The sequence below is a fragment of the Microbacterium neimengense genome (genome assembly GCF_054782995.1).
Map to the genome: position 1 here is coordinate 894,047 of NZ_BAAGRK010000015.1, position 19,539 is coordinate 913,585.

Sequence of the window (19,539 nt, forward strand, 5' to 3'; positions counted from 1 at the left end):
CGGGCCGAGAAGCGGAGTCTCGACGGAGTGCAAATGAGCCAACACAGTGTGAGTCTCCGCGACGTGCCGTTTGAGGAGAACTACTCGACGAGCGGCACATCGATGCTGCGTGAGTTCTACACCCCTGCGCTGTCGCACGCCTCGCGCTACGACCGCGCGGCAGGCTACTTTTCGTCGGCCATCCTGGCGCTCGCTCCTGCCGTCTTCGGCGAGTTTGTGGAGCGCGGAGGAAAGATGCGGCTGCTCTGCTCGCCGAACCTGAGCGAGGCGGACGCCGAGGCGATCCTGACGTTGCCCGAATCGCACCGACCTACGCCCGTGGAGGTTGCGGCCAGTTCTCTTGCCGCGCTCGCGCACGGCACTCGCGTTCAGGCGCGCGCTGTGGCTTGCATGCGGTCGTTAATTGATGCAGGCGTCCTCGAAGTGCGATTCGCGACGGTTGGTAAATCCGGGCTGTACCACGAGAAGATCGGGGTGTTCGGAGACGACTCGGGCAATCGCGTCTCGTTTAGCGGAAGCGCCAACGAAACAGCCGCGGCGTGGTCCGGGCTTGCCAATTTCGAGGGCATTGAGGTGTTTCCCGAATGGCTCGGCGATTCGGAGGCCCGCCGTTGCGCACGTCACGCCAACCAGTTCGACGAGACCTGGCATGGGCTGCGCCGCAATCTGAACGTGACGACGGTCGAAGATGCCGCCAGAGTAATCCGCGAGCACGTACCGGCTGAGCCACTGGACGAGATCGTGGCTGCTCTGCGCGAGGCGCTTTCAGAGGCGGAGTCCCATCCGGACACCATTTCGCTGCGCACATACCAGTCCGAGGTGCTCGACTCGTGGGAGAAGGCCGCTCACCGAGGCATTGTCGCTTTTGCGACAGGTGGAGGCAAGACCCGAACAGCGCTGGAAGCGGTGCGGCGCTGGACCAGGCAAGGCAAGCCAGCGCTCATCCTCGTGCCTTCCGAGTTGCTCCATCGCCAGTGGGAAGCGGAGGTCAGCGAGATGCTCGGCCATCCACCGCTTCTTCTCGCGGGCGCGGGTCATGGCCCTGAAAGCTGGAGTTCTCGCCTCTCCGATTACACTCGCGCAGACACCACGCTTGGACAGCGGGTCGCACTCGCCACATACCAGACCGCCGCGTCCGGTCGCTTCCTTGAGCTCGTCCGCGACGGCGAACACCTTCTCGTCGTCGCGGACGAAGTGCACGCGATCGGGGCACCCGACACGAGGCGCCTACTTGAGCAGCTCAATGCAGGCGGGCGCTTGGGGCTCAGCGCGACGCCCCAGCGTTACGGTGACCCCGTCGGCACGCAGGCCATCTTCGATTACTTCGGCGATGTCCTGAATCCCGAATTCACGTTGCGCGACGCACTCGACGCATCCGTACTCGTACCTTACGACTACGACTTCTTCACGTGCCAGCTCACAGAGGACGAGCAGGAGTCGTGGGACGCGTTCACTGAGAAGGTCCGCACAGAGATCGCGCGGAACAAGGGCGATCTCACGGAGTACGCCCGTCATCTGCTTCGTCAGCGCGCCAGGATCTCGAAGCGAGCTCACCACAAGGCGCGAATTGCGAGGCACGTCATCACGGAACATTACCGGGCTGGCGACCGTTGGCTGATTTACTGCGGCGACGTCCAACATCTCCGGGACGTGCGTGCCGAGTTGGAGGGACTGGGTACCGACCTCTTGGAGTATCACTCCCAGGGTCAGAGCGGGCACGAGGCGACGCTGGAGTTCTTCGGCACTCGAGGAGGTGTGCTCCTCGCGATCAAGTGTCTCGACGAGGGCGTCGATATCCCGATGATCAACCGGGCCCTAATCCTCGCTTCGTCCACTAACCCCCGCGAGTACATCCAGCGACGTGGCCGCGTCTTGCGCCGGTCGCCTGGCAAGTACAGCTCGCACCTATTTGACGTCATCGTCACCGGAACGGACGGTAAGGCCATTACGGCAAGCGAGGTGGTGCGCGCGATGGAGTTTGCTCGCGACTCTCGCAATGTCGGTCCCGAGATATACCTTGAAGACCTACTTCCCGACGGTATGACCACCGACGGATTCGATGTCGAAGACGATCAGGCTTGGAGAGAACGATGAGCACCTCGCAACGACCTTCACCGCGCCAGGAAGCCCTGGCCGCAATCCTGCAGACTCGCGACCTGCTCGATGCCGCCCTCCTCAGCGCCGATGCCTGGGAGAAGCTGATCACGCTGGCCTGGGACAACCGCACCCATGTCGGCGACCGGCGCGAGATTCGTCGCGACGTGCGCGGCATCCTCCTTGCATCCGCTCGAGCGGACCGAGTTTCCTGATGCAGCTCACCGAGCTCGTCCTCGACAACTGGGGGCCCTTTTACGGCAGGCACGAGCTTCCACTCAGCGTAACCGCGCATGCGCCGGTCGTCCTTTTCCGAGGCGAGAACATGCGCGGCAAGACGAGTCTCCTGCGCGCCATTGTCTGGGCGCTGTATGGCGAGATCCGTGAACACGACGGACGCACACGGCTCGACGTCGGCCGGATGGTGAACCTGGATGCGCTCGAGGCCGGCGAGGCAGAGTTTGGCGTCACGCTCAAGTTCACGCACGCCGGAACCGAGTACACCCTCTATCGAAGCTCCTCGGCAGAGGTCGATCCGACAGGTCGTGCGATCATCAAGGAGCCCAAGGTGCACCTGCTGCCCACCGGCGCCCCTTCTCCTTATCCAGCGGCGCAAGTGGCAGATGTCATCAGCGGCATTCTCAGCCGTGACATCTCCGATTTCTTCCTCTTCGACGGTGAGATGCTCAACCGATTCGAAGAGCGACTCCGGGAAGAACGGGCGGCCCCACAAGGCTTCGTCCGCAAACAGGTCGAACGTGCCCTCGGGTTGCCGTTCTTGACCGATCTCGGTCGCGACCTCGATGCCGTGCTGGGGGACGTCACGTCCAGCATCGAGCAGGTCATCCGACGCGCCAAAGCGCACGATAAGGACAGCGACGCCTATCGCGCGAAGACCGAAGAACTCCAAGGCATCGACGACAACCTTGCTGAGCTTCGGCGCCATGACGAAGAAGTGTCGAAGAAGATCGAACAGGTGGAAGCCCAGCTTGCCAAGGTCGATGAGGTCAAGGACGCGTACTACGAACGTAAAAACCTGGAGAAGGCTTATGACGCGTCGCTGACCACGATCGACGACTACAAAGAGGCTATTGCCGAGAAGGCCGAGAACGTCTGGTGGCTGCCGCTCGGTGAGCGACTCTTCCAAGAGATCGAGGCTGTCGAAGAACAGATTATCGACGCCGAGATGCGCGCGTCCTCCCAGATGCGTACGAAGCTCAGGATAGAGCAAATTGAGCGTCAACTCTCTTCGGGCGTCTGCCCCACCTGCGGGCAGTCGGTTGCAACTCACAGCGACGCGGAGCTCGAAGGGGAACTCACTGAGCTCCGAGCCAGCTTGGTCGAAGCGACTGGTCCAAACGTGGATGACCTGCGCCTCCGTCGCACCCGCCTGCGCAAATTCGCGAATGCGCCCACGCAGCTGAGCTTCGTTCACAATCACGAGTTGGACATACGGAAGGAAGCGTTCCGCAACGATAGGCGACAGCAAGAGATACGTGCCATCACAGAGCAGTTGGCCGGCACGAACATTGAGATCGACGTACTTGAAAAGACCTATCTCGACCTGAAGACCACCAAGGCCCGCTACGCGAATGCCCTCACTGGGCTCGAAGCGAGACGCGGTGCCGTGAAGTCGGAGGTCAACAAGCTGGGAAGCAAACTGGCCGATCAACCAGAAGTAGAGCCGATCGACCGCGTGCTTCAGAAGATGGCTTCAGAGGGCGCCGAAACGGTGAACCGATCTTTCGACCGCTTCCGTACCGCGATGCGCGAACGCGTCGAAACGGCGACGAGCGAGCTCTTCAAGGAACTCACTACCGAGAAGGAGTACTCGGGCGTCGCGATCAGCGATGATTACCACCTCGCGGTCACTGACCACCAGGGCCGACCGCTGAGCATGATCTCAGCCGGCGCCAACCAGATCCTGACGATGGCATTCATCGGCGCGCTCGGAGAATGCTCCGTGGACGAGGCGCCGATGGTGATGGATACTCCCTTCGGCCGCCTTGATGTGGGGCATCGGCGGGCAATCCTTGAGTGGGTGAGCACCTTCGACCGCCAGGTGATTCTGTTCGTTCAGTCGGGCGAGTATGACCCGTCACGCGACGCAACCGTACTTGAAGGCAAAATCGGTAGGGAGTACACAATCGATCGCCTGGGCCCCACCCGATCGGAGGTATCACGCGCATGAGTGACGTGACAGACTACGTCGCGGCGGAAGATGATGATCGCCGCACGTTCGGCCCCTCAGCTTCTAACCGCGAGGTGCTCGATCTGCTCGTCAAGCAGGGCCATTTCAAGACCGCGATTGGCGCTTTTCAGGCCGCTGCAATGTTGGCGATTCGAAGAGGATTGGATCCCGAGCAGGCACCACCGTCGACCGGGACAATGTGGAACCGTGGGACAGTCAATCTCCAGATACTTGAGTTCCTCGGCTGGTACATCCCGACGCCAACACCGGTCCGTCTGTTCGCTCAGCTCGGCAACGCCGGTACGGACTATATCTCAAGCAAGGTGCGCACCGGTGGCTATACGCTGTCGGAGATCTTCGAGCTACCCGAATTCGACGTCGAGTAGTTGCGTGAACTACCACCATGACGGAGGAACCTGATTCGGGCGAGACTTCCTATGCCCACCCAGTGGACGCGCATTCAGATGCTCTTCGTTTCCTAGAGCATCTCCTTACGACCAATCCTGACCTCCAAGATGCAGCCCTCTCCGCTGAGCTCGACACGCTCCTGGGCAGGGCGCATCGAGCGGTGCCGAAGGTAGATCGACGCTGGGCCGCCAAGGTGGATGAAGTCCCCGTTGACGCTCCCGACTTCGGTTGGTATCAACAGCTTCTCGCGCTCTCTCCGGCAATGAATGATGACTACATCGGCGAGGCAGCTCGACGAGTCGAGGCCGGACTTCTCGCGGAAGAGCGACTTGCAAAAATGGAGACGCCGCTGGCCTCGCGACGGGAGTTGGCCGAACTGCACACCCTCGTGAGCGAAGGTCGTGACGCCTGGAGCTTCATGGTGCTCTCTAACCTGCGTCTTGTGTTCCATTGGTCTAAAGGCGTTGCCCGATCGGTTGACTCAGACTGGGCGCAGGATGCCTTCCAGGTCGGGTGCATCGGCCTAATGCGCGGCCTCCAGGGCTGGGACTATCGAATGGGCTACAAGCTCAGCACCTTCGTCTCATGGCACATACGTCAGGCCATACAGCGATGGCGCGCGAACGATGTCATGATCATTCGCGTTCCCGTGCATGTGTGGGAGGCACTCGGATACGAGGACGCCGACCTCACGGATAAGGTTCGAGAGTCGGCAAGGCGAGCCCAAGACCTCGCCTCGCTAGAAGCGATGCTCTTCGACCGCAACGAAGACGAAGCGTGGGACGGCGGAATCACTGCTCTCGAAGAGCAAATTGATCGCGAACGCATCATGAAGAGCCTGCTGGACGGACTCGACGAGCGGTCCCTCGACATCATCGAAAGACGGTTCGGTCTCCGCAACGATCTCGACGGTCCGATGACTCTGGACCAGATCGGCGACGTGTGGGGCGTCACCCGCGAGCGTATCCGTCAGCTGGAGAAGAGGATCCTCGAGGCGCTCCAGCGGAAGGCAAGGGGCGAGGAATTACGCTTTGCCCGCACCAAGCGAGTACGCCGAAAGAAGGGCGGGGGCGAGAGCCTCAACGCCACCGCCGACCAAGTGCCGGTGAGCGACCCTCTGCCATCGTGACGGATGGGTTGGACGATCACCATAGACCCACACGCGAGCGTCCAACGACTCCAGAGCGTGCCCCAGCCACTGTAGTTGCAGACGAAAACTGCGTCTTGCTTCGCCGCTCGGTTCTTGAACGCCGAAACCTAGCAGGACATCCGTGGTGTCTGACCGGCTGAGCTCTTTGCCGATCTCCTCGCGACCGCGCGCCCAGACATCATCATCTGACCTGCCAATCGCGTTGACGTTGGTGAGGCGGGCGGGATACAAGTTCGCCACGCTGGCGCTGGAACAGCTCAGGGCGCGTCGCGCGATCTCGATACGAGACCTCGTACGTTCTCCCGAGCCCGCCGGAAGACTATGCAGTACGGCGACAAGGTTTGCTGCGTCTCCCATTGCCTCAGTCTCTCAAGAACAACCAGCAATCCTGTTCAAGTCGGACCCTGCGACATCGTGGGCGCTCCGGGCATCGACGAGGCCTCCGCGAGACTGGAAAGGATTGCGACTCTCGCCTGCGTCACACAGCCCACCAGCGTCCTGCACCCACCATCAACGTTCCATGCACAGAAATGCGCGTCTGAAGCAGACAGCACTACTCGTGCTGTCAGAGAAGGGCGATCATCGAGGGATGCGACTGCCGGTCGGCGTGGCCGAACACAGAGTCCATGCCAGACTGGCTCCCTGTACAGCGTGAACGCCGTAGTATTGGCGAGCCAGGATGGGGCAATGGGAAACCGCAGCGTGCCAGTGGGCCTGTTCATGATCGGTGGCGCAACCGCCATCGGCGGCGCAATTGCAGGCATAGCTGGTGGCTTGCAGATCGGCAATGCGCGCAAGCGCATCCGCCGTCAGGGCGATCGCCATGATCAGCGCTACGCCACCCACCTCGAGATCGTGGGCTCAACCAATGAAGCCCTCCGGGAGCTCGGCGGCATTCAAGAACGTGCGCAGTCCGAGGTCATCTCCCGTATGAGGGACTTCCTCATACGCCACTCAAAGCTGGTACGGACTCACGAGCACTTCATCCTCGATGGCGTGGACGGCGGCGCCGTCCGCGTTGCGGGCCTCAGCAAGAATGCCCCAGACGTCGCTGGCTGGGTGCGCGGTGTGGTTTCCGCCGCGGGCACCGGCGTTACCGCGCCCCTGACGATCAATGCAGCGGTGTTGAAGTTCGCGAGCGCGAGCACCGGAACCCCGATCTCGGAGCTCAACGGTGCGGCAGCAGAAAAGGCGCGCCTTGCCTTTCTGGGCGGCGGCAGCTTGAAGAGCGGAGGCGGCGGCGTGAAGCTTGGCAAGACGGCGGGCGGGGCGGCGGCCGTTGGACCGGCTATCCTCGTAGCCGGGCTTGCGGTCAAGAACCAAGGCACCAAAGCCCGCACGGAAGCAGATCGTCACCTCAGCGAGGTCGAGGTCGCAATCGCGACATTCGACACCAGAGACGAGCTGCTTCGGGGAGTCCAAAAGCGCACACGCGAACTCGAACAACTGCTCGCTCGCATGATACTGCGCGCGATTGACGCACTCGATGTGCTGGATTCCCAACCGTTCGACATCGCTGTCCACGCCGAGCGCCTTCAGAATGCGCTCATCCTCGTACGTGGCGTCCGCGAGCTTGCCACCGCTCCCGTCGCGGACGAAGAAGGGAACATCGACATGAAGACCGAACAGCTGATCTTCACCTACCGGGACGCGTATGAAGAGCGAGCACATGGCTGACGAGCGGAAGCACGTAGTGAAGCGAATGGTGAGCGAGATCAGCGGGCCTGATGCTCTCCTTGCCCTGACGCAGCTCGTAAATGCCGCACGTCAGTCGATCGAGATTCACGAGACCGAGAGCACGAAACGCGAGAAGCTCAAGACTTATCGCGAAACCGAGGTACGGCGCATCAAGTCCTCTGAGAAGGTGCTGAAGGAGTACTTCGACCGTGTCTTTGCGGAACGCCAAGACACGCATGCTCGACTCTTCATGAGTCTCGATGTTGCGCTGGAAGCAGGCGACACTTCCGCGCTGCAGTCGATCGTGGGTGGCATCGTCGAAGTGGCGAAGTCGTCCCCGCTCTCGGGGGTCGGCAGCATCACCGAGCTGAGGAAGGCGATGGGAGATCCGGACGCGGTCTTCGATCTGTAGCGACCCCTACTCCACGGGACTCAGTTCGACGACGCTCGACCGCCGGCGGCGTGAGCTAACGCTTACGCTCGCGGTCGTTCGGGAGCCACCGAACGGGCTCCGTAATCTCCCATCTCGGCGATTCCCACTGTCTCGACATCACGAAGCTCGCGCGAGGTCCAGGGCCTGCATGAGTGCGTTTCCAATCGAGTACGCATCGAGTACCGCGACCTCCTGACGCCGTTCAACGTCCGGTGTGAAACCGTCACGCCCGTGGTTCGTCTCAGGCGTGACTAGCAGCCGGTTCAGGGCGCCGTTGTCGTCGTAGAAGGCGTGCACCTTCGCGGAACGCACTCCCCTCGCATACTGGGCGTACGTATTGACGCCCACCCAGGCGAGAAGCTGCTGGTCAGGTGGATTAGCGCGAAGGTCTCGCGCAGGCACAACACCCTCGGTGCTCGTCGCCAATGCTGCCAACGCTGCGGCCCCGAGCGTCTCCGGGTCGGTTGCGCCTCCGAGTACGACAGGGAGGCCATCGCTGACCCAGAACCCGGCCGTGTCTCGGGAGTAGGTAAACACGAACACACGGCCGTCTGGTTGCAGGTGGACGTCCACGATCGCTCTAGTCATCGGATCACCTCGACAATCAGTTCCACTCCTCGCTGCTGGGCATACTCTGCCATCATCGCGATGACAGCTTGTTGCTCGCTCGAGCCCTTCGTGGGGATGGCGATTTGGAGCTGTCGAGTCACGATATCGAACTCGTCGACCGTGACGTTGCTCAACGTGCCGCCGCGGTATGCCGCCATCTTGTCGATGTATCCAGTGAGGAGCTTCTGTAGGCGTGCGGGGCTTTGATAGGTCTTGGACGCGAGGTTGACACTCTTGATGCTTGTCGCGATACCTGCTGCTTGGTCCCAGCGGTCGATGGTGCGGAATCCGTAGGGCAGGTTGCCGCCGAGGCGCGCTTCGATCGTGAACCCGCGCGGCGAGGGCCCGAGTATCCACGGGGACTTCGCGAGCTTGTCCGCAAGTGCGGTGAGGGACGCCGCCGCTCCTGTGACGCTAGCAGTCGCGGCGGTCGCTGGCGTCTTGGCGATGACGACTCGGAGCGAAGCGCTGGTCGCGTCGAGGCTGTGCCAGGCCATGCTTGCGAGGACAGCCCGAGAGCCTTCCATGAAGCGCAGAGCGATCGCGGTCAGGCGTGTGCCGTACTTCGTGGCGTTGAGCGCTGCGAGTCCGGTTCCGGCGACGAAGCCAGCACCGTAGGTTGCGGCGCCGGCAGCCACGGCGACGGCCTCAATGAGAACAGTCTCGGCGAGCAGGATACTGATCTGCTCGCGCATCGCCGCCTGCACTTCGTCGACGTTGCCGGCATACTCATCCGCTGCGTCCGCGAGGGCTCGAGCTTGGGTCGCGGTGGCCGTGATCGCATCACCCACAGTGATGCAGACTCCTCGCGCAGCGTCGATCTCAGGCGACTGGATCTGATCAAGGAAGGTAAGCGCGTCCGTCACGGCCGGCCATGCGGACTCAAGTGTCGAGGCGACGGTGCGCCACGCGGACGCCACGGCACGTAGCTTGCCGGCGTCGCCGTCTGGCCACGTAATCGCGACCAGACTGATGAGCTGTTCCCAGCCATCGGGAGTGGGGATGGAACCACCCGCCACGCTCGGGATGCTCGCGCATACGCCAACCTCCGATGACCAACTCGCCACCGGTGACTGGAGGATCGCACCCAGTGGGTTCGAATCGGCATCGGCGGCCGCGTGGTTCACGCCCGACTGCTTCAGCAGCTCAGCAACCGTCAGGGCCGCCGCCTCGATGTCATTGATCGTCTGCGCAGTGAGCTGCGCCACCTGGTCGTACTGAGCCGCCCATTCGCCGCCGGCCGCGTCGCTTCCGGCGATACGCTCCGAGCCTGCCAGTGCGGACCCGAGCGCGCGCTCCGCGTCCGCCACAACGGAGGCGACACCGTTGCCGAAGCAGGTTGCTGCCTCGTAGTAGGCGTTGGGATCGACGGCGATAAGCATCGCTCAGCCCCACATCCGCGTGTTGGCTTCGACCGCGGCGGCATAGTTCGCCTGCGCACCCGCAAGCAGTCGACGCATAGCCACCAGGGCTTCATTCATCTCGCGAGCGTCAGCACTCCAGGCAGCGTGCGCCGTGGTGTGAGCCTGCGACGCTTCGCCTTCCCAGGTCGAATGGAGTCGCCGTGATGCGGCGTCCGCGTCGGCGTGGACCTCGGCGATCTCGTTCGCGATCCGTTCGAGTTCCACGACGACCTCAGTGAGCTGCGAGATATGTGCCCTGTACGCCATGGTTTCCCCCCATAAGCTGCTGCATCTCGACGCTGGGCGTCGCCCCTTCCAGTGCGCGTGCGGCGTCTTCATGCGACCGCTCCGCGGCAACCAGATCACCCGTCGCCGCGTGGAGCCCCTCGATGAGCGCATCGAGGCGCTGCACGCTCGATGTGGCAGCGCCCTGCCATGCCTCGAAGAGCGGCTGGAACTGAGTGGCGGCCTCCCCCGTCCACCCCTGTTCCAGCAGGTCGGCGACACGCGACCGCACCGAAGCGATCCGTCCGTCGAGATCTCCCACACCGGCGTCGAGCCGCGTTGTCTCAGCGACCAGCGCATCGAAGTCGGCCCGAACGATCATGATTCGAGGCTACGACTGAGGCTGGACACGCTCGCTGGATTATCCACAGGATGTCAACGGACGTTGCGACGGACGTCGTCCGCCTGTTCGGGGGTCAGGAGCCACGGGTCGCCGGGGCGGTGCTCCGGGTACCGCTGGCGGACATAGTGATAGATCCTCATCCCGAGCCGGTGTTCGGTGTGTCCCAGCTCAGCGGCGAGAGCAGAGAGCGTGACCGACTCCCCCGTGCCAACGTCGAGTACGTCGAGGTCGCAGCCACCGCAGTACAGCCCATACACCCGCGTGCGCAAAACCGTGCCGCACTCAGGGCACCGAGGCTGAGCCGCAGCGGCTAAGGCGTCACCCATGGCCGTTCAGCGTAGTCCTTGGCGCATCGCAGCAGCCGCCGCTGTCCACAAACGACAGGACCGTTTACGGGAGGCTCAGAGCGTCAGGAACGCGCACGCTCATCAGCCAATGCGCTAATCCGACCGTGCGTGATCCTCGCCGCCGGGATCCGCAAACGGCTTCTCCGGGCCACTCCGCCGACGGCACTCCGCGTGCGCGATCAGGTCATTGGGTGCCGGCTGACGATCTCTTTCCAGACGTCTCCAAGGGCAGTTCCGCCCGGGTGGGGCGCGTGCTCGTATGCGTCTGCCAGTGCCTGCGCTTGAGTTGGAGACGCGGCTCGCTGTTCGATGTAGCGCACGATGGCCGAGTTGCCGAGGTTGCCGATAGGCGCTTGGTCCTTCGCATCCGCTGGCGCGTTTGGGTTCTCTCTCGCGATGGCCCCCACGTGGTCGTCGCGTTCAGCGAGTCTTCCGAGCACCGCTTCGGGCGCGTCGAAGTTTCCGGCGAGGCCGGCGAGGACGTCTTCACTGCCCACTTCGATGATTGCCTCGCAGGCCTCGACGGTCAGGTCGGATCTGCCGCTGGCAGACCACAGCTCGTCCTGAGTCATTGATCTGATGCGCGCCAGTTCGTCGTCGCTCATGCGGTCCTCCTCTTGCAGTATCAGGGGAAGAGGCAGCGGTAGGCGCCTGGCGACGGCTCGCTGCAGGCGGATGTGCGTCCGGATTTGTACTCGTAACTGCCCGCGACGGCGCCGGGGCCGGCGAACTCGAGCCAGTAGTACATCTGGAACGTCTTGCCCTTGGTCGAGGAGTGTCCGCTGTTCCACTGATACATCCCGGACACGTTCGGCGACCACTTGTTGGTGACGTCCGAGACGTTGTACCCGGCGGAGAGCACGGTGGTGCGAAGCGTGACACCACGGATCTTTCCCTCACCGCCGCGGATGAACTGAACGTTCGTGCGCGTCGTCGTCTTGCCAGGGTCCGTCACCAGTCGGTAGTCGAGCCAGGACTTGGTGGTGCACGACCAGAGAGTGCACTCCCTCACGTAGGCCCGATTCTCGAACTTCCAGGAGAACCGGTTGTTCGTAGAGCTCCCGGCTACCGCAGCCGAGTTCATTGACGCACGGACCACGCCGGCCGCTCGAGGAGCCTGTGTGCGATGAGAGGCAAACGACGCAGGAGAGATGACGAGCCCAGTGGAGGCTGGTGCGCCATCCGCATCCTGCGTCGTGGCGATGTCCTCCGCTGTCGCAGCAGCGTCGGCGAGCACTTCTCGCGCTTCGTCCACGCTCGTATCAGCGAGCCCCAGATCCTCCGTGACAGGTTCCGCCGCCTCGGCTTGCGCATCGAGGAAGTCAGCGACATCCGCCGCATCGTTTGAGCTGATCATCGAGCTGAACACCTCATCGAAGCTCGCATCTTCGGTGGCAATGAACGTCACCACGGTCTCTTCCGCAGTTGGAGTGGAATCATCGGCCACGACACCAACCAACGAAGACCACACCAACACCCCGCTCGCAACAAATCCGAGCACGCCAGACACACTCATGGACACCCCCAGCAGACGAATCGAGCACCCCCAGACCGTGCCCGTGCGCCTCAACGTAGTGGGGCACAACTCCGACCCGCAAGCAGCAATCTCAAGCAGATCGAGCGGTCACTTCGTAGGACTGATCAGCATGACAAAAGGCGGTGACCGTCGAGCTCAACAGCATTGATGCTGGAGTCTCGACGATCACCGCCTGGGTTACTACTGGCGCCGCACGAGCCTCGTCTCGGCGTCCGAGACCTCGCTGACGAGAACACTCCACACGACGGCCTCGATGTAGCTCTGCCCGCCGCTGGGATCGCGGCTCCACGACTCGGTTGGCCCTTCGCGAAGCTCAAGGTCCCACAGCTCATCCGAAAGCAGCAACCGCAGAGCGTCGTCCGGAAGGTCGGTCATCTCCCCAGCCCCGTCCGGCAGTCCGACGAGCAGCGCATCGCCAGCAAGCCGAGCCTGGTTGCGCGCCCTCGGGACGTGGAACCACCAGAGGAAGGTCGCACGCCGGTTGAACGGCAAGCCGCGCAGCAGTCCTTCTTCGTTCACGAACAGCGTGCTGCCGAACGCGGGCAGATTTACCGCTTCAATCCAGCCGCCGACCGCTCGTTGATAGTCCTCGAGCTCCACCGCGTCGTAGGCGGTGAGGTCGTGGCTGTCTGCCGCCGGGACGAGAACGCCTCGCACCATGTCTTCTTCTCCTTTGTGTGAGCGACCGAGAACCGGATGGGTTCTCTGCAGATCGCAGAACACAAACGAGCGACGAGATGACTGGGTGTGAGGCGGCGGCCGGCCAGGAGAACGCGAGTGCGCTCGATCCTGGCCGGCCACCTTCGGATGGGTGCTAATCAGCCAGCGGCTGCGCGCGATCGGCTCGCCTTCGGCGGGGCGCCGGCGTCGAAGATCGCAGCGATGGCCTCGCGTTTGGTGCTGGCTTCGCGTTCGATCTCTTCGCGCGCGGCTTGGGCGCGCTGCTGCAGGGCCGGGTCGGCCTTTGCCTGCTCGATCCATGCGTCAATGGCGAGGCGCACCTCGTCGGTGACGTTGCGATCACGCAGCTGGGCGATGATGTCCAGCTGGGTGCGGGTGGACTCGTTGAGTCTGACCGCGAGGGGCTTGACCGGACCGTAGCCCAGGTTGTTGGCGGTGGCGGGTGGTGCTTCTGACTCGCTCATGCGGGTCACCTCCTTGACAGGTGCGGCCGAGAACTCGGTTGGTTCCCACGGAGACCGCAGACCGGCAAGGAGAGGCGCGACGCCTGGTCCAATTGAAAGACGAAGCGAGAAGAGGGGCAAGTGTCCGATCGATCGGACCCTCATGCGGAAAAATCCACCCGCCAGAACGAAGTCGTACCCACCCCGCGAGTCAACTTCGAACTGTATGTGGAAACGACAGGGTAACTGATCCACAAATCCGGGCTATCCCCGTCCAACATGGTCATAATCGACTGGACAATCAAGGGTTTAGGACCGAATGGCAACAGGATCTGTCGAGAGCCGACAGGCTCGCCATCCACGTAACTCTGGAGAGAGTCGCGAAGAGTAACCATATCTAGATCTGTCACATGACAAACCTTCCAGTTCGCGCTATTCAGATCAGACAGAAAGTCTTTGTTCTCGATCTCCGCCAGCCTTCGGGCGTCAGAAATCTCGGAACTCTCCGCCACGCAGTAGAATCCCTCATCGACATTAAGCGAAAATAATGCATAGCTGAGCCTCGCGCCTTCATGCCCTAAAAGAGCGACCGCACCACGCTTCGCACGCATGCTTGAATCAGGAACCCCCATAATCAATGGTATGTGTATCAGCTCACTGAACTGAGCTCCGAAACGGTGCTGACTGAGCTGCCAACCATACTGTTGCGGTGACGTGTACGCTATGAGGACATCAATGTCCGCCAATAGATGCTGATTCTCCCATACCCAGGTCGAAAGTCCGGCAATATGCAGCTTGGTAAGGCAACTTACGTCGAAAACTAAGGATTTGCACGAAAAGACTCGCTGGTCGTCCAAGAAGTTGTTTAAAAGACGGCGCAATGATGTCATCTGAATTGCATTTGCATCTCGGAGCATGACACGCGATCGCATACGGTCAAACCGATTAAGCAACCGGTTGCGATTAATCACGACGCCGGACTGCCCGTCCCTATCAACGTTTGACGAATACAGCAGTAAGCATGCCTCATGTACTCCACGTTCGCGAGACAGCACGTCGACCGAGCCTAAACACCTGTCCTCGAAACTAGCAGCACCGAACCATGCAACACTACCCGCCGAAATCTCAGTGGGCGTCATCGGCTCGAGGATTGTCATTATCTGTCTGCGTCCGGCCTGATGCGCTCAGAGAGAGCTCTCAGATTCTGATGGTATTGGTCTATCGCCTCGTCGACAGAGAGACTCCGACTATAACCAGACAGACCTCTCATCATTGAGCTCGGCTCACTGTTAAGACCCCAGTCTGACTCGGAATAGACCACAAACTGTCGCCGGAGCGAACGCTGACCTGCCACTCCTGGAATATGGCGAATCGTGTCGGTATCGCGAAATGAGAACGCACCCAGAGCGAGCCAAGTAAGTATGTCTTGGTCGCGATCCCCTGAGTGGACCGCGAGAAGCGTCGAGGCCCGCCTGGCCTTGGCGGCAATGGTAGATACAATACGCCCGCGGCCAGATATCGAAGTGTCAATTATGCTGGGCCGTTCTAAGCCATCATATGCTGCGCGATCGCCGGCCCGGTGTGCCAAATCCATAAATCTATCCCCGGAGCCAACAATCAGTGAGCCGTGCAACTCCCGTTGATAACTGCCGATGGTGGCAGTGCCATCACCCTCGCGCATGTACAAGGGTGCCTTGCGAGCACTCCAACCGACGATCTGTTCTTCCAGGAGGGAAACGAGTGCTTCGCGACCCTGTTCCGTGCCATTCTCGTGAAGCTCATCGATCTTAAGCCAATCGGGAATCTCCGCGAAGCCCTGACTTGACCCGTATGCCAGAACGACCGGGCGCCCGAACGACAGCGCCCAACCCAACTCCACGCCAATCGCCGGCCGCGGGTTATCCAGCTGAACCACGACGGCCGTCGCAATCTCGATGTTTTTGCGAATGTGATCGGCGATGTTCTGGTTACTGCGGAGAGCAACCTGTTTGCGGAGGTGCGGATGAGCGAACTCCGTCTTGCCGGTGGTTACATACGCATCTGGTGCCAGCCGCTCGGCAAGCTCCTTCAGAAAGCTCGATGAGATGAGATTAGTGTCACTCATCCAGTGCGAGTAGAAGATGGATGGCTCCACGCCCGTTTCCTCCACGACTTTTCTGCGCTTGAAGGTGGGGACAGACCAACTCATAAAGTCGGTTTCAGAAATAGAACAGCGCCGGTCAGAAACGACGAGCGCCCAGTCCTCGGCAGGAGAGCAAACGCCCTGAGGAATTACATGATACTCGTTCCCGACGTTGTCGACGCCGTACCGAGCCGCGTCGTGAGGCACGAGGAATCCCTCACGGACCAGCACGCGAATTCGTGCGATCGTTTCGTCACTCAAGATCAACCCATCAGACGCGCTTATGTCGATTCGAGTGAGACGCGCCGTAACATCATTGTCGTCCTTCACAAGGCGCGTATTTAGCTCCTGGACCAATCCGGAGAACGTGTCGACGCCGACGAGGCAGGACGCTAATCGTCCCTGATAGTCCGCGGTCTCCGTCCGAACAGCCTTATCCAGAGCAGTTTCTTGGTCGAGCGTGCCCCTCAGCAGATCTTTCAGACGGCGTGCAATCTCCATGAACTGACGCGTGGACGGGCCTACTAGTGCCGCGAGTTCTCGACGATGCCGCCGCAGGACGCTAATTGTCTCGTTGTCAAACAGAGAAGTCGCCGCGTCAACTAGGAAACGCGACCAGTCATCATTGTCCCATCCTGCGCCTAGCCAAACTTGACGGTTATTCCCCACGCGAGCATCAAAGGTTGTGGCTTCGGGCGCACAGACGCTGGGGCGACTCGCAAGACAAATTGTGTACGACGTTGACCGCACAAAGGCAGAACCCAGTACCTCGAAATACGCCGGTCCAACTCGATCAAGTTGGTCAACAAAAAGTGCAAGTCTGCGCCCGAGAATACGGAGAGTCTGACGACCTATGTAGTTCAGTACGTCGGGCAGGCTAGTGAAGCTAGCGTACTCTTCCCGCCACTTCTTCGACTGCGAAGGTAGCGACTTGACGTCTATCCACGTATCGTTAAGCCACTCTCTCAGAGTTAGTTCACTGTCGTCATCCGGACGCTCAGGGAACCATTCCGAGGCAGCCGCCGCAACACGGCACTGGTCAAGTGAGATCAGCCGCTCTATAATCGCGAGAGCAAACAGAATGACGCACTTTATCCTAATCCCGTCGAAGCGTGAAGTCTCATACTCGTTGCGACGCGCGTGTTCAGCAAGTGTCTCAGACAGCCACTCTTCGGCATGAATGTATAACGGGTAAATTCGGTCAGAGTTCTCGTACTCCGCAACGAGCTGCCTCATCACCATGCTCTTGCCAGTGCCCGCGGTGCCGAGCAGCAGCATGTTCCCGTCTACGACGGTCGGCGCTTCTGGGTGACGAAAGGTGAAACGTTCAATGTCCCGGTGCGAGTAGTACTCGGCCTGCGCGTAGAAGGGGATCGCGTCCATCGCGGAGTGCTCTACGAAGCGCGCCGAAGAATTTGCTCAGTAGCCCTGGTCGCGAAACCTCGTTTCGACATACTCGACCTCTCTTCCCAGAATGCTGTAAGTATCACCGGGGGCGTCAACGATTTCTGATGAAATGCGATCAAAGGCAGCATTAAGAGGAAGTAACCCAAAAACTTCCAGCCTTGGGCGAACTGCCGCCAGAACCGCGGCACCTCTAATTCGAATCTGAAAAGCTGGCGGACCGTGGATTCGAATCTCGTCGTCAAACTGCACCTGGAGAGCCTGAGTGTAACCCTTGTCAAGGCTCTCAAGCGCTTCGGTTCCAGTCGACAGATCGCCTACGTTGTCGGGCGTAGTTTCAGTCAGGCGAAAGTAGTGTTCAATATTGTAGCTCCGTGACATGCTATGCGTTTGTTATACACACAGCTGCCTAGTTAGTCAATACCTCACCTTCTTGCGCCAAGGCATCTCAGGCTCGGAGCGAACCGCTCTGAAGACGCGCTGCCCGGCATGACGCAGTTGAGGTGTGGTGCGAGTCAGTGCGCCGTGTCGTAGGCTGCAAGGACGGCAGCAGGTACCCGCCCACGAGCGCTCACCTCGTAGCCGTTGACTGCAGCCCACTCGCGCACTGCCCCGAGGTCACGACTGTCCTTCTTTGTGGCGCGTCCGCGCGTTGACGTGCTGCGGGAAGCGCTTCCAATGGAGCGTCCCGCCTTAATGAACGGCGCGAATGCCTCGCGGAGCTTCTCGACGTTCTCGTCGGAGAGGTCGATTTCGTAGGCGCGACCTTCGAGAGAGAAGTGGATGGTCTTGCCGGCTTCGAGAACTTCGCCGTCGAGGTCGTCAATAAGTCGGGTGATCTGCTGCTTAGCCATAGCAAGGGAGTATGACACACCAAACCAATGGATTCCCGCCGCTTGCGCGAAATGCGATCCGCACTCCTTCATGCACGCGCAAGCAAATAGGGCGCCCGCGATGCGGACGCCCTATTTGCCGGGTCGATATGACACCCTATTTGCCGGGTGTGTATTTAGGCAGCTTCTCGACGGCGGTGCTTCGCGAGAAGCAGGACGGCCGCGCCGCCGAGCAGTAGCGTGGCCGCACCGATACCGACGCCCGCGCCAGCACTTCCGTCTACGCCTGTCGCGGCAAGTTCAGCGCCACGGACTGTGAGGTTCAGCCAGAGCGAACCGCTCGTAGCACCGCGGACCTCGATCTGGTGGGCACCTGGCGGGATGTCTGCGGGGATGGTGATGGCCTGCGTCAGGGCTCCGGATGCATCGGCCGTGCCAGCCCAGAGATGGATCGGCGTGCTGTGGATCCAGATCTGGACGGGCTCGTTGATCGCCAGCCCGGTTGCCGTGACCGTCACGCCACTTCCAGCAAGAACGCTGGTCGCGGAGAGCGAGGCTGCTGGCATAACAGGCGCGGACGTCTCCGAAGGCTGAGGCGCCGGCGTTGTGGGCTCCGGCGTCGGCTCGGGTGTGGGCGTGGTCGGCGTGGGCTCGGGGGTCGGCGTGACGGCTGTGACCGTGAACGGCACCGTGGTGATCACGGTCGGTTCCGGCCCACCACAGTCGATGCAGTTCAGGATCGGGTAGGCCCCGACCGACGCGTTGTAGCTGCCGGGGGCGAGGGGGAACGTCTTGCTGTAGGAGCCGGCCGACGAGATGGTGAAGTAGTCGATGGTGTCGGTCTCCCAGTAGTTCACGTTCGACGGGGAGATGTAGACGCGCAACCTGTAGGGCGGCTCACGGAGCTCAGCGCTGTCGTTGGGTGCGTAGTCGAAGGTGAGGGTCGCCGACTCGGGAGTGGCCGTGTTGACGGCGACGTTGCTCACGATCACCTCAGGCACGTCGTCGGCGGCGCTGGCCGCTTGGGGCATTATCGCGAGTGCGGCGACAGTCAGTGCCACGGCGGCGACGGATGAAGTGCGCCGGAGGCGGCGCCAGGGTCGGGTCATTGTAAGTTCCCCCAAGGGCGGTAAACGGTGAGCCGGGCGTGCGGCGAGCCGCCTCGGGAGCGTCGGGGCAGCCTAGTTCCGGACTTTACCAATTTCTATTGGTTCTCACCAACTCTTCTTGGTTTCAGGCTGAAGCGGTGAACCCGAGCCCAGCCGCGTCCCCAGAATGGGCGCAGTTTGCTCGGGAACTCGGGATGAACCTGCGCCGAGCGCGCGACGCGAAGGGGCTCACGCAGGAGCAGATGGCAGAGCGCGCCAGTATCTCGCTCTACGCCTACCAGCAGTACGAGCGCGGAGCCGTGACGCGCGGCGGTGCTGCAACGAACCCACGTCTCGCGACTGTGCTGACTCTTTGCCAGGTGCTGGACGTCCGCCTTGGCGATCTATTGCCCGACGTTCCGCGCCTGACGTTCACTGCGAGCTGACTCGGCACAGAGTCGTGGTCGACTCCCCCACGATCACGCTGCGCA

General features: G+C 61.5%; 21 protein-coding genes. 8 read left to right on the forward strand and 13 right to left on the reverse strand.

Annotation, left to right across the window (positions count from 1 at the left end; all coding sequences use genetic code 11):
* Window positions 1-33 precede the first annotated feature (33 nt).
* From ACYVJS_RS14960 to ACYVJS_RS14990, 7 genes are all read left to right on the forward strand, one after another.
* Window positions 34-2,094, forward strand: coding sequence for a DEAD/DEAH box helicase family protein (locus tag ACYVJS_RS14960; protein WP_460740655.1), 2,061 nt, complete (start codon window positions 34-36; stop codon window positions 2,092-2,094).
* The gene (locus ACYVJS_RS14965; RefSeq protein ID WP_460740656.1) at window positions 2,091-2,309 is read left to right on the forward strand and encodes a hypothetical protein; all 219 of its coding nucleotides are present in this window, start codon (window positions 2,091-2,093) and stop codon (window positions 2,307-2,309) included. The genes ACYVJS_RS14960 and ACYVJS_RS14965 overlap by 4 nt, the downstream gene beginning before the upstream one ends.
* Window positions 2,309-4,285: an AAA family ATPase gene (locus ACYVJS_RS14970; protein WP_460740657.1), complete on the forward strand. Its 1,977-nt coding sequence runs from the start codon at window positions 2,309-2,311 to the stop codon at window positions 4,283-4,285. The genes ACYVJS_RS14965 and ACYVJS_RS14970 overlap by 1 nt, the downstream gene beginning before the upstream one ends.
* 5 nt (window positions 4,286-4,290) lie before the next feature.
* A complete protein-coding gene (locus tag ACYVJS_RS14975; RefSeq protein WP_460740658.1) occupies window positions 4,291-4,671 on the forward strand; it encodes a hypothetical protein in 381 nt (126 codons plus the stop codon).
* Window positions 4,672-4,688: 17 nt separating this feature from the next.
* Window positions 4,689-5,822 (forward strand): sigma-70 family RNA polymerase sigma factor, encoded by a 1,134-nt coding sequence (locus tag ACYVJS_RS14980; RefSeq protein WP_460740659.1) that lies wholly within the window; start codon window positions 4,689-4,691, stop codon window positions 5,820-5,822.
* 708 nt (window positions 5,823-6,530) lie between these two features.
* Window positions 6,531-7,520 carry a hypothetical protein gene (locus ACYVJS_RS14985; RefSeq protein WP_460740660.1) on the forward strand — a complete coding sequence of 330 codons (990 nt, stop codon included), beginning with the start codon at window positions 6,531-6,533 and terminating at the stop codon, window positions 7,518-7,520.
* Entirely contained in the window at window positions 7,513-7,932 is a 420-nt protein-coding gene (locus tag ACYVJS_RS14990) for a hypothetical protein (RefSeq protein WP_460740661.1), read from the forward strand. Before ACYVJS_RS14985 ends, ACYVJS_RS14990 begins: the two co-directional genes overlap by 8 nt.
* A gap of 138 nt (window positions 7,933-8,070) precedes the next feature.
* Here ACYVJS_RS14990 and ACYVJS_RS14995 read toward each other — a convergent pair whose 3' ends face one another.
* The 13 genes from ACYVJS_RS14995 to ACYVJS_RS15055 form a co-directional block, all read right to left on the reverse strand.
* Window positions 8,071-8,541, reverse strand: a complete 471-nt coding sequence (locus ACYVJS_RS14995) for a hypothetical protein (RefSeq protein ID WP_460740662.1) — start codon at window positions 8,539-8,541, stop codon at window positions 8,071-8,073.
* Window positions 8,538-9,944, reverse strand: coding sequence for an endonuclease toxin domain-containing protein (locus ACYVJS_RS15000; protein ID WP_460740663.1), 1,407 nt, complete (start codon window positions 9,942-9,944; stop codon window positions 8,538-8,540). The genes ACYVJS_RS14995 and ACYVJS_RS15000 overlap by 4 nt, the downstream gene beginning before the upstream one ends.
* 3 nt (window positions 9,945-9,947) lie before the next feature.
* Window positions 9,948-10,190: a WXG100 family type VII secretion target gene (locus ACYVJS_RS15005; RefSeq protein ID WP_460740664.1), complete on the reverse strand. Its 243-nt coding sequence runs from the start codon at window positions 10,188-10,190 to the stop codon at window positions 9,948-9,950.
* 7 nt (window positions 10,191-10,197) lie between these two features.
* A complete protein-coding gene (locus ACYVJS_RS15010) occupies window positions 10,198-10,572 on the reverse strand; it encodes a WXG100 family type VII secretion target (protein ID WP_460740665.1) in 375 nt (124 codons plus the stop codon).
* Between the two features lie 547 nt (window positions 10,573-11,119).
* Window positions 11,120-11,545 carry a hypothetical protein gene (locus tag ACYVJS_RS15015; protein WP_460740666.1) on the reverse strand — a complete coding sequence of 142 codons (426 nt, stop codon included), beginning with the start codon at window positions 11,543-11,545 and terminating at the stop codon, window positions 11,120-11,122.
* A 20-nt stretch (window positions 11,546-11,565) separates the two neighbouring features.
* Window positions 11,566-12,348 (reverse strand): hypothetical protein, encoded by a 783-nt coding sequence (locus ACYVJS_RS15020; protein ID WP_460740667.1) that lies wholly within the window; start codon window positions 12,346-12,348, stop codon window positions 11,566-11,568.
* Window positions 12,349-12,657: 309 nt separating this feature from the next.
* Window positions 12,658-13,137 (reverse strand): DUF3846 domain-containing protein, encoded by a 480-nt coding sequence (locus ACYVJS_RS15025; protein WP_460740668.1) that lies wholly within the window; start codon window positions 13,135-13,137, stop codon window positions 12,658-12,660.
* Between the two features lie 158 nt (window positions 13,138-13,295).
* On the reverse strand, window positions 13,296-13,622 hold the full coding sequence (locus ACYVJS_RS15030) for a hypothetical protein (protein ID WP_460740669.1): 327 nt from the start codon (window positions 13,620-13,622) through the stop codon (window positions 13,296-13,298).
* Window positions 13,623-13,762: 140 nt separating this feature from the next.
* A complete protein-coding gene (locus tag ACYVJS_RS15035; protein WP_460740670.1) occupies window positions 13,763-14,740 on the reverse strand; it encodes a hypothetical protein in 978 nt (325 codons plus the stop codon).
* A 17-nt stretch (window positions 14,741-14,757) separates the two neighbouring features.
* Window positions 14,758-17,106: a hypothetical protein gene (locus ACYVJS_RS15040; protein WP_460740671.1), complete on the reverse strand. Its 2,349-nt coding sequence runs from the start codon at window positions 17,104-17,106 to the stop codon at window positions 14,758-14,760.
* A gap of 36 nt (window positions 17,107-17,142) precedes the next feature.
* On the reverse strand, window positions 17,143-17,508 hold the full coding sequence (locus tag ACYVJS_RS15045; protein ID WP_460740672.1) for a hypothetical protein: 366 nt from the start codon (window positions 17,506-17,508) through the stop codon (window positions 17,143-17,145).
* 134 nt (window positions 17,509-17,642) lie between these two features.
* Complete coding sequence (locus ACYVJS_RS15050; protein WP_460740673.1) at window positions 17,643-17,981, reverse strand: histone-like nucleoid-structuring protein Lsr2; 339 nt, start codon at window positions 17,979-17,981, stop codon at window positions 17,643-17,645.
* A gap of 155 nt (window positions 17,982-18,136) precedes the next feature.
* Window positions 18,137-19,069, reverse strand: coding sequence for a hypothetical protein (locus ACYVJS_RS15055; RefSeq protein WP_460740674.1), 933 nt, complete (start codon window positions 19,067-19,069; stop codon window positions 18,137-18,139).
* A gap of 194 nt (window positions 19,070-19,263) precedes the next feature.
* Here ACYVJS_RS15055 and ACYVJS_RS15060 point away from each other — a divergent pair, with 194 nt between their 5' ends.
* Window positions 19,264-19,494, forward strand: a complete 231-nt coding sequence (locus ACYVJS_RS15060; RefSeq protein ID WP_460740675.1) for a helix-turn-helix domain-containing protein — start codon at window positions 19,264-19,266, stop codon at window positions 19,492-19,494.
* Window positions 19,495-19,539: the final 45 nt, after the last annotated feature.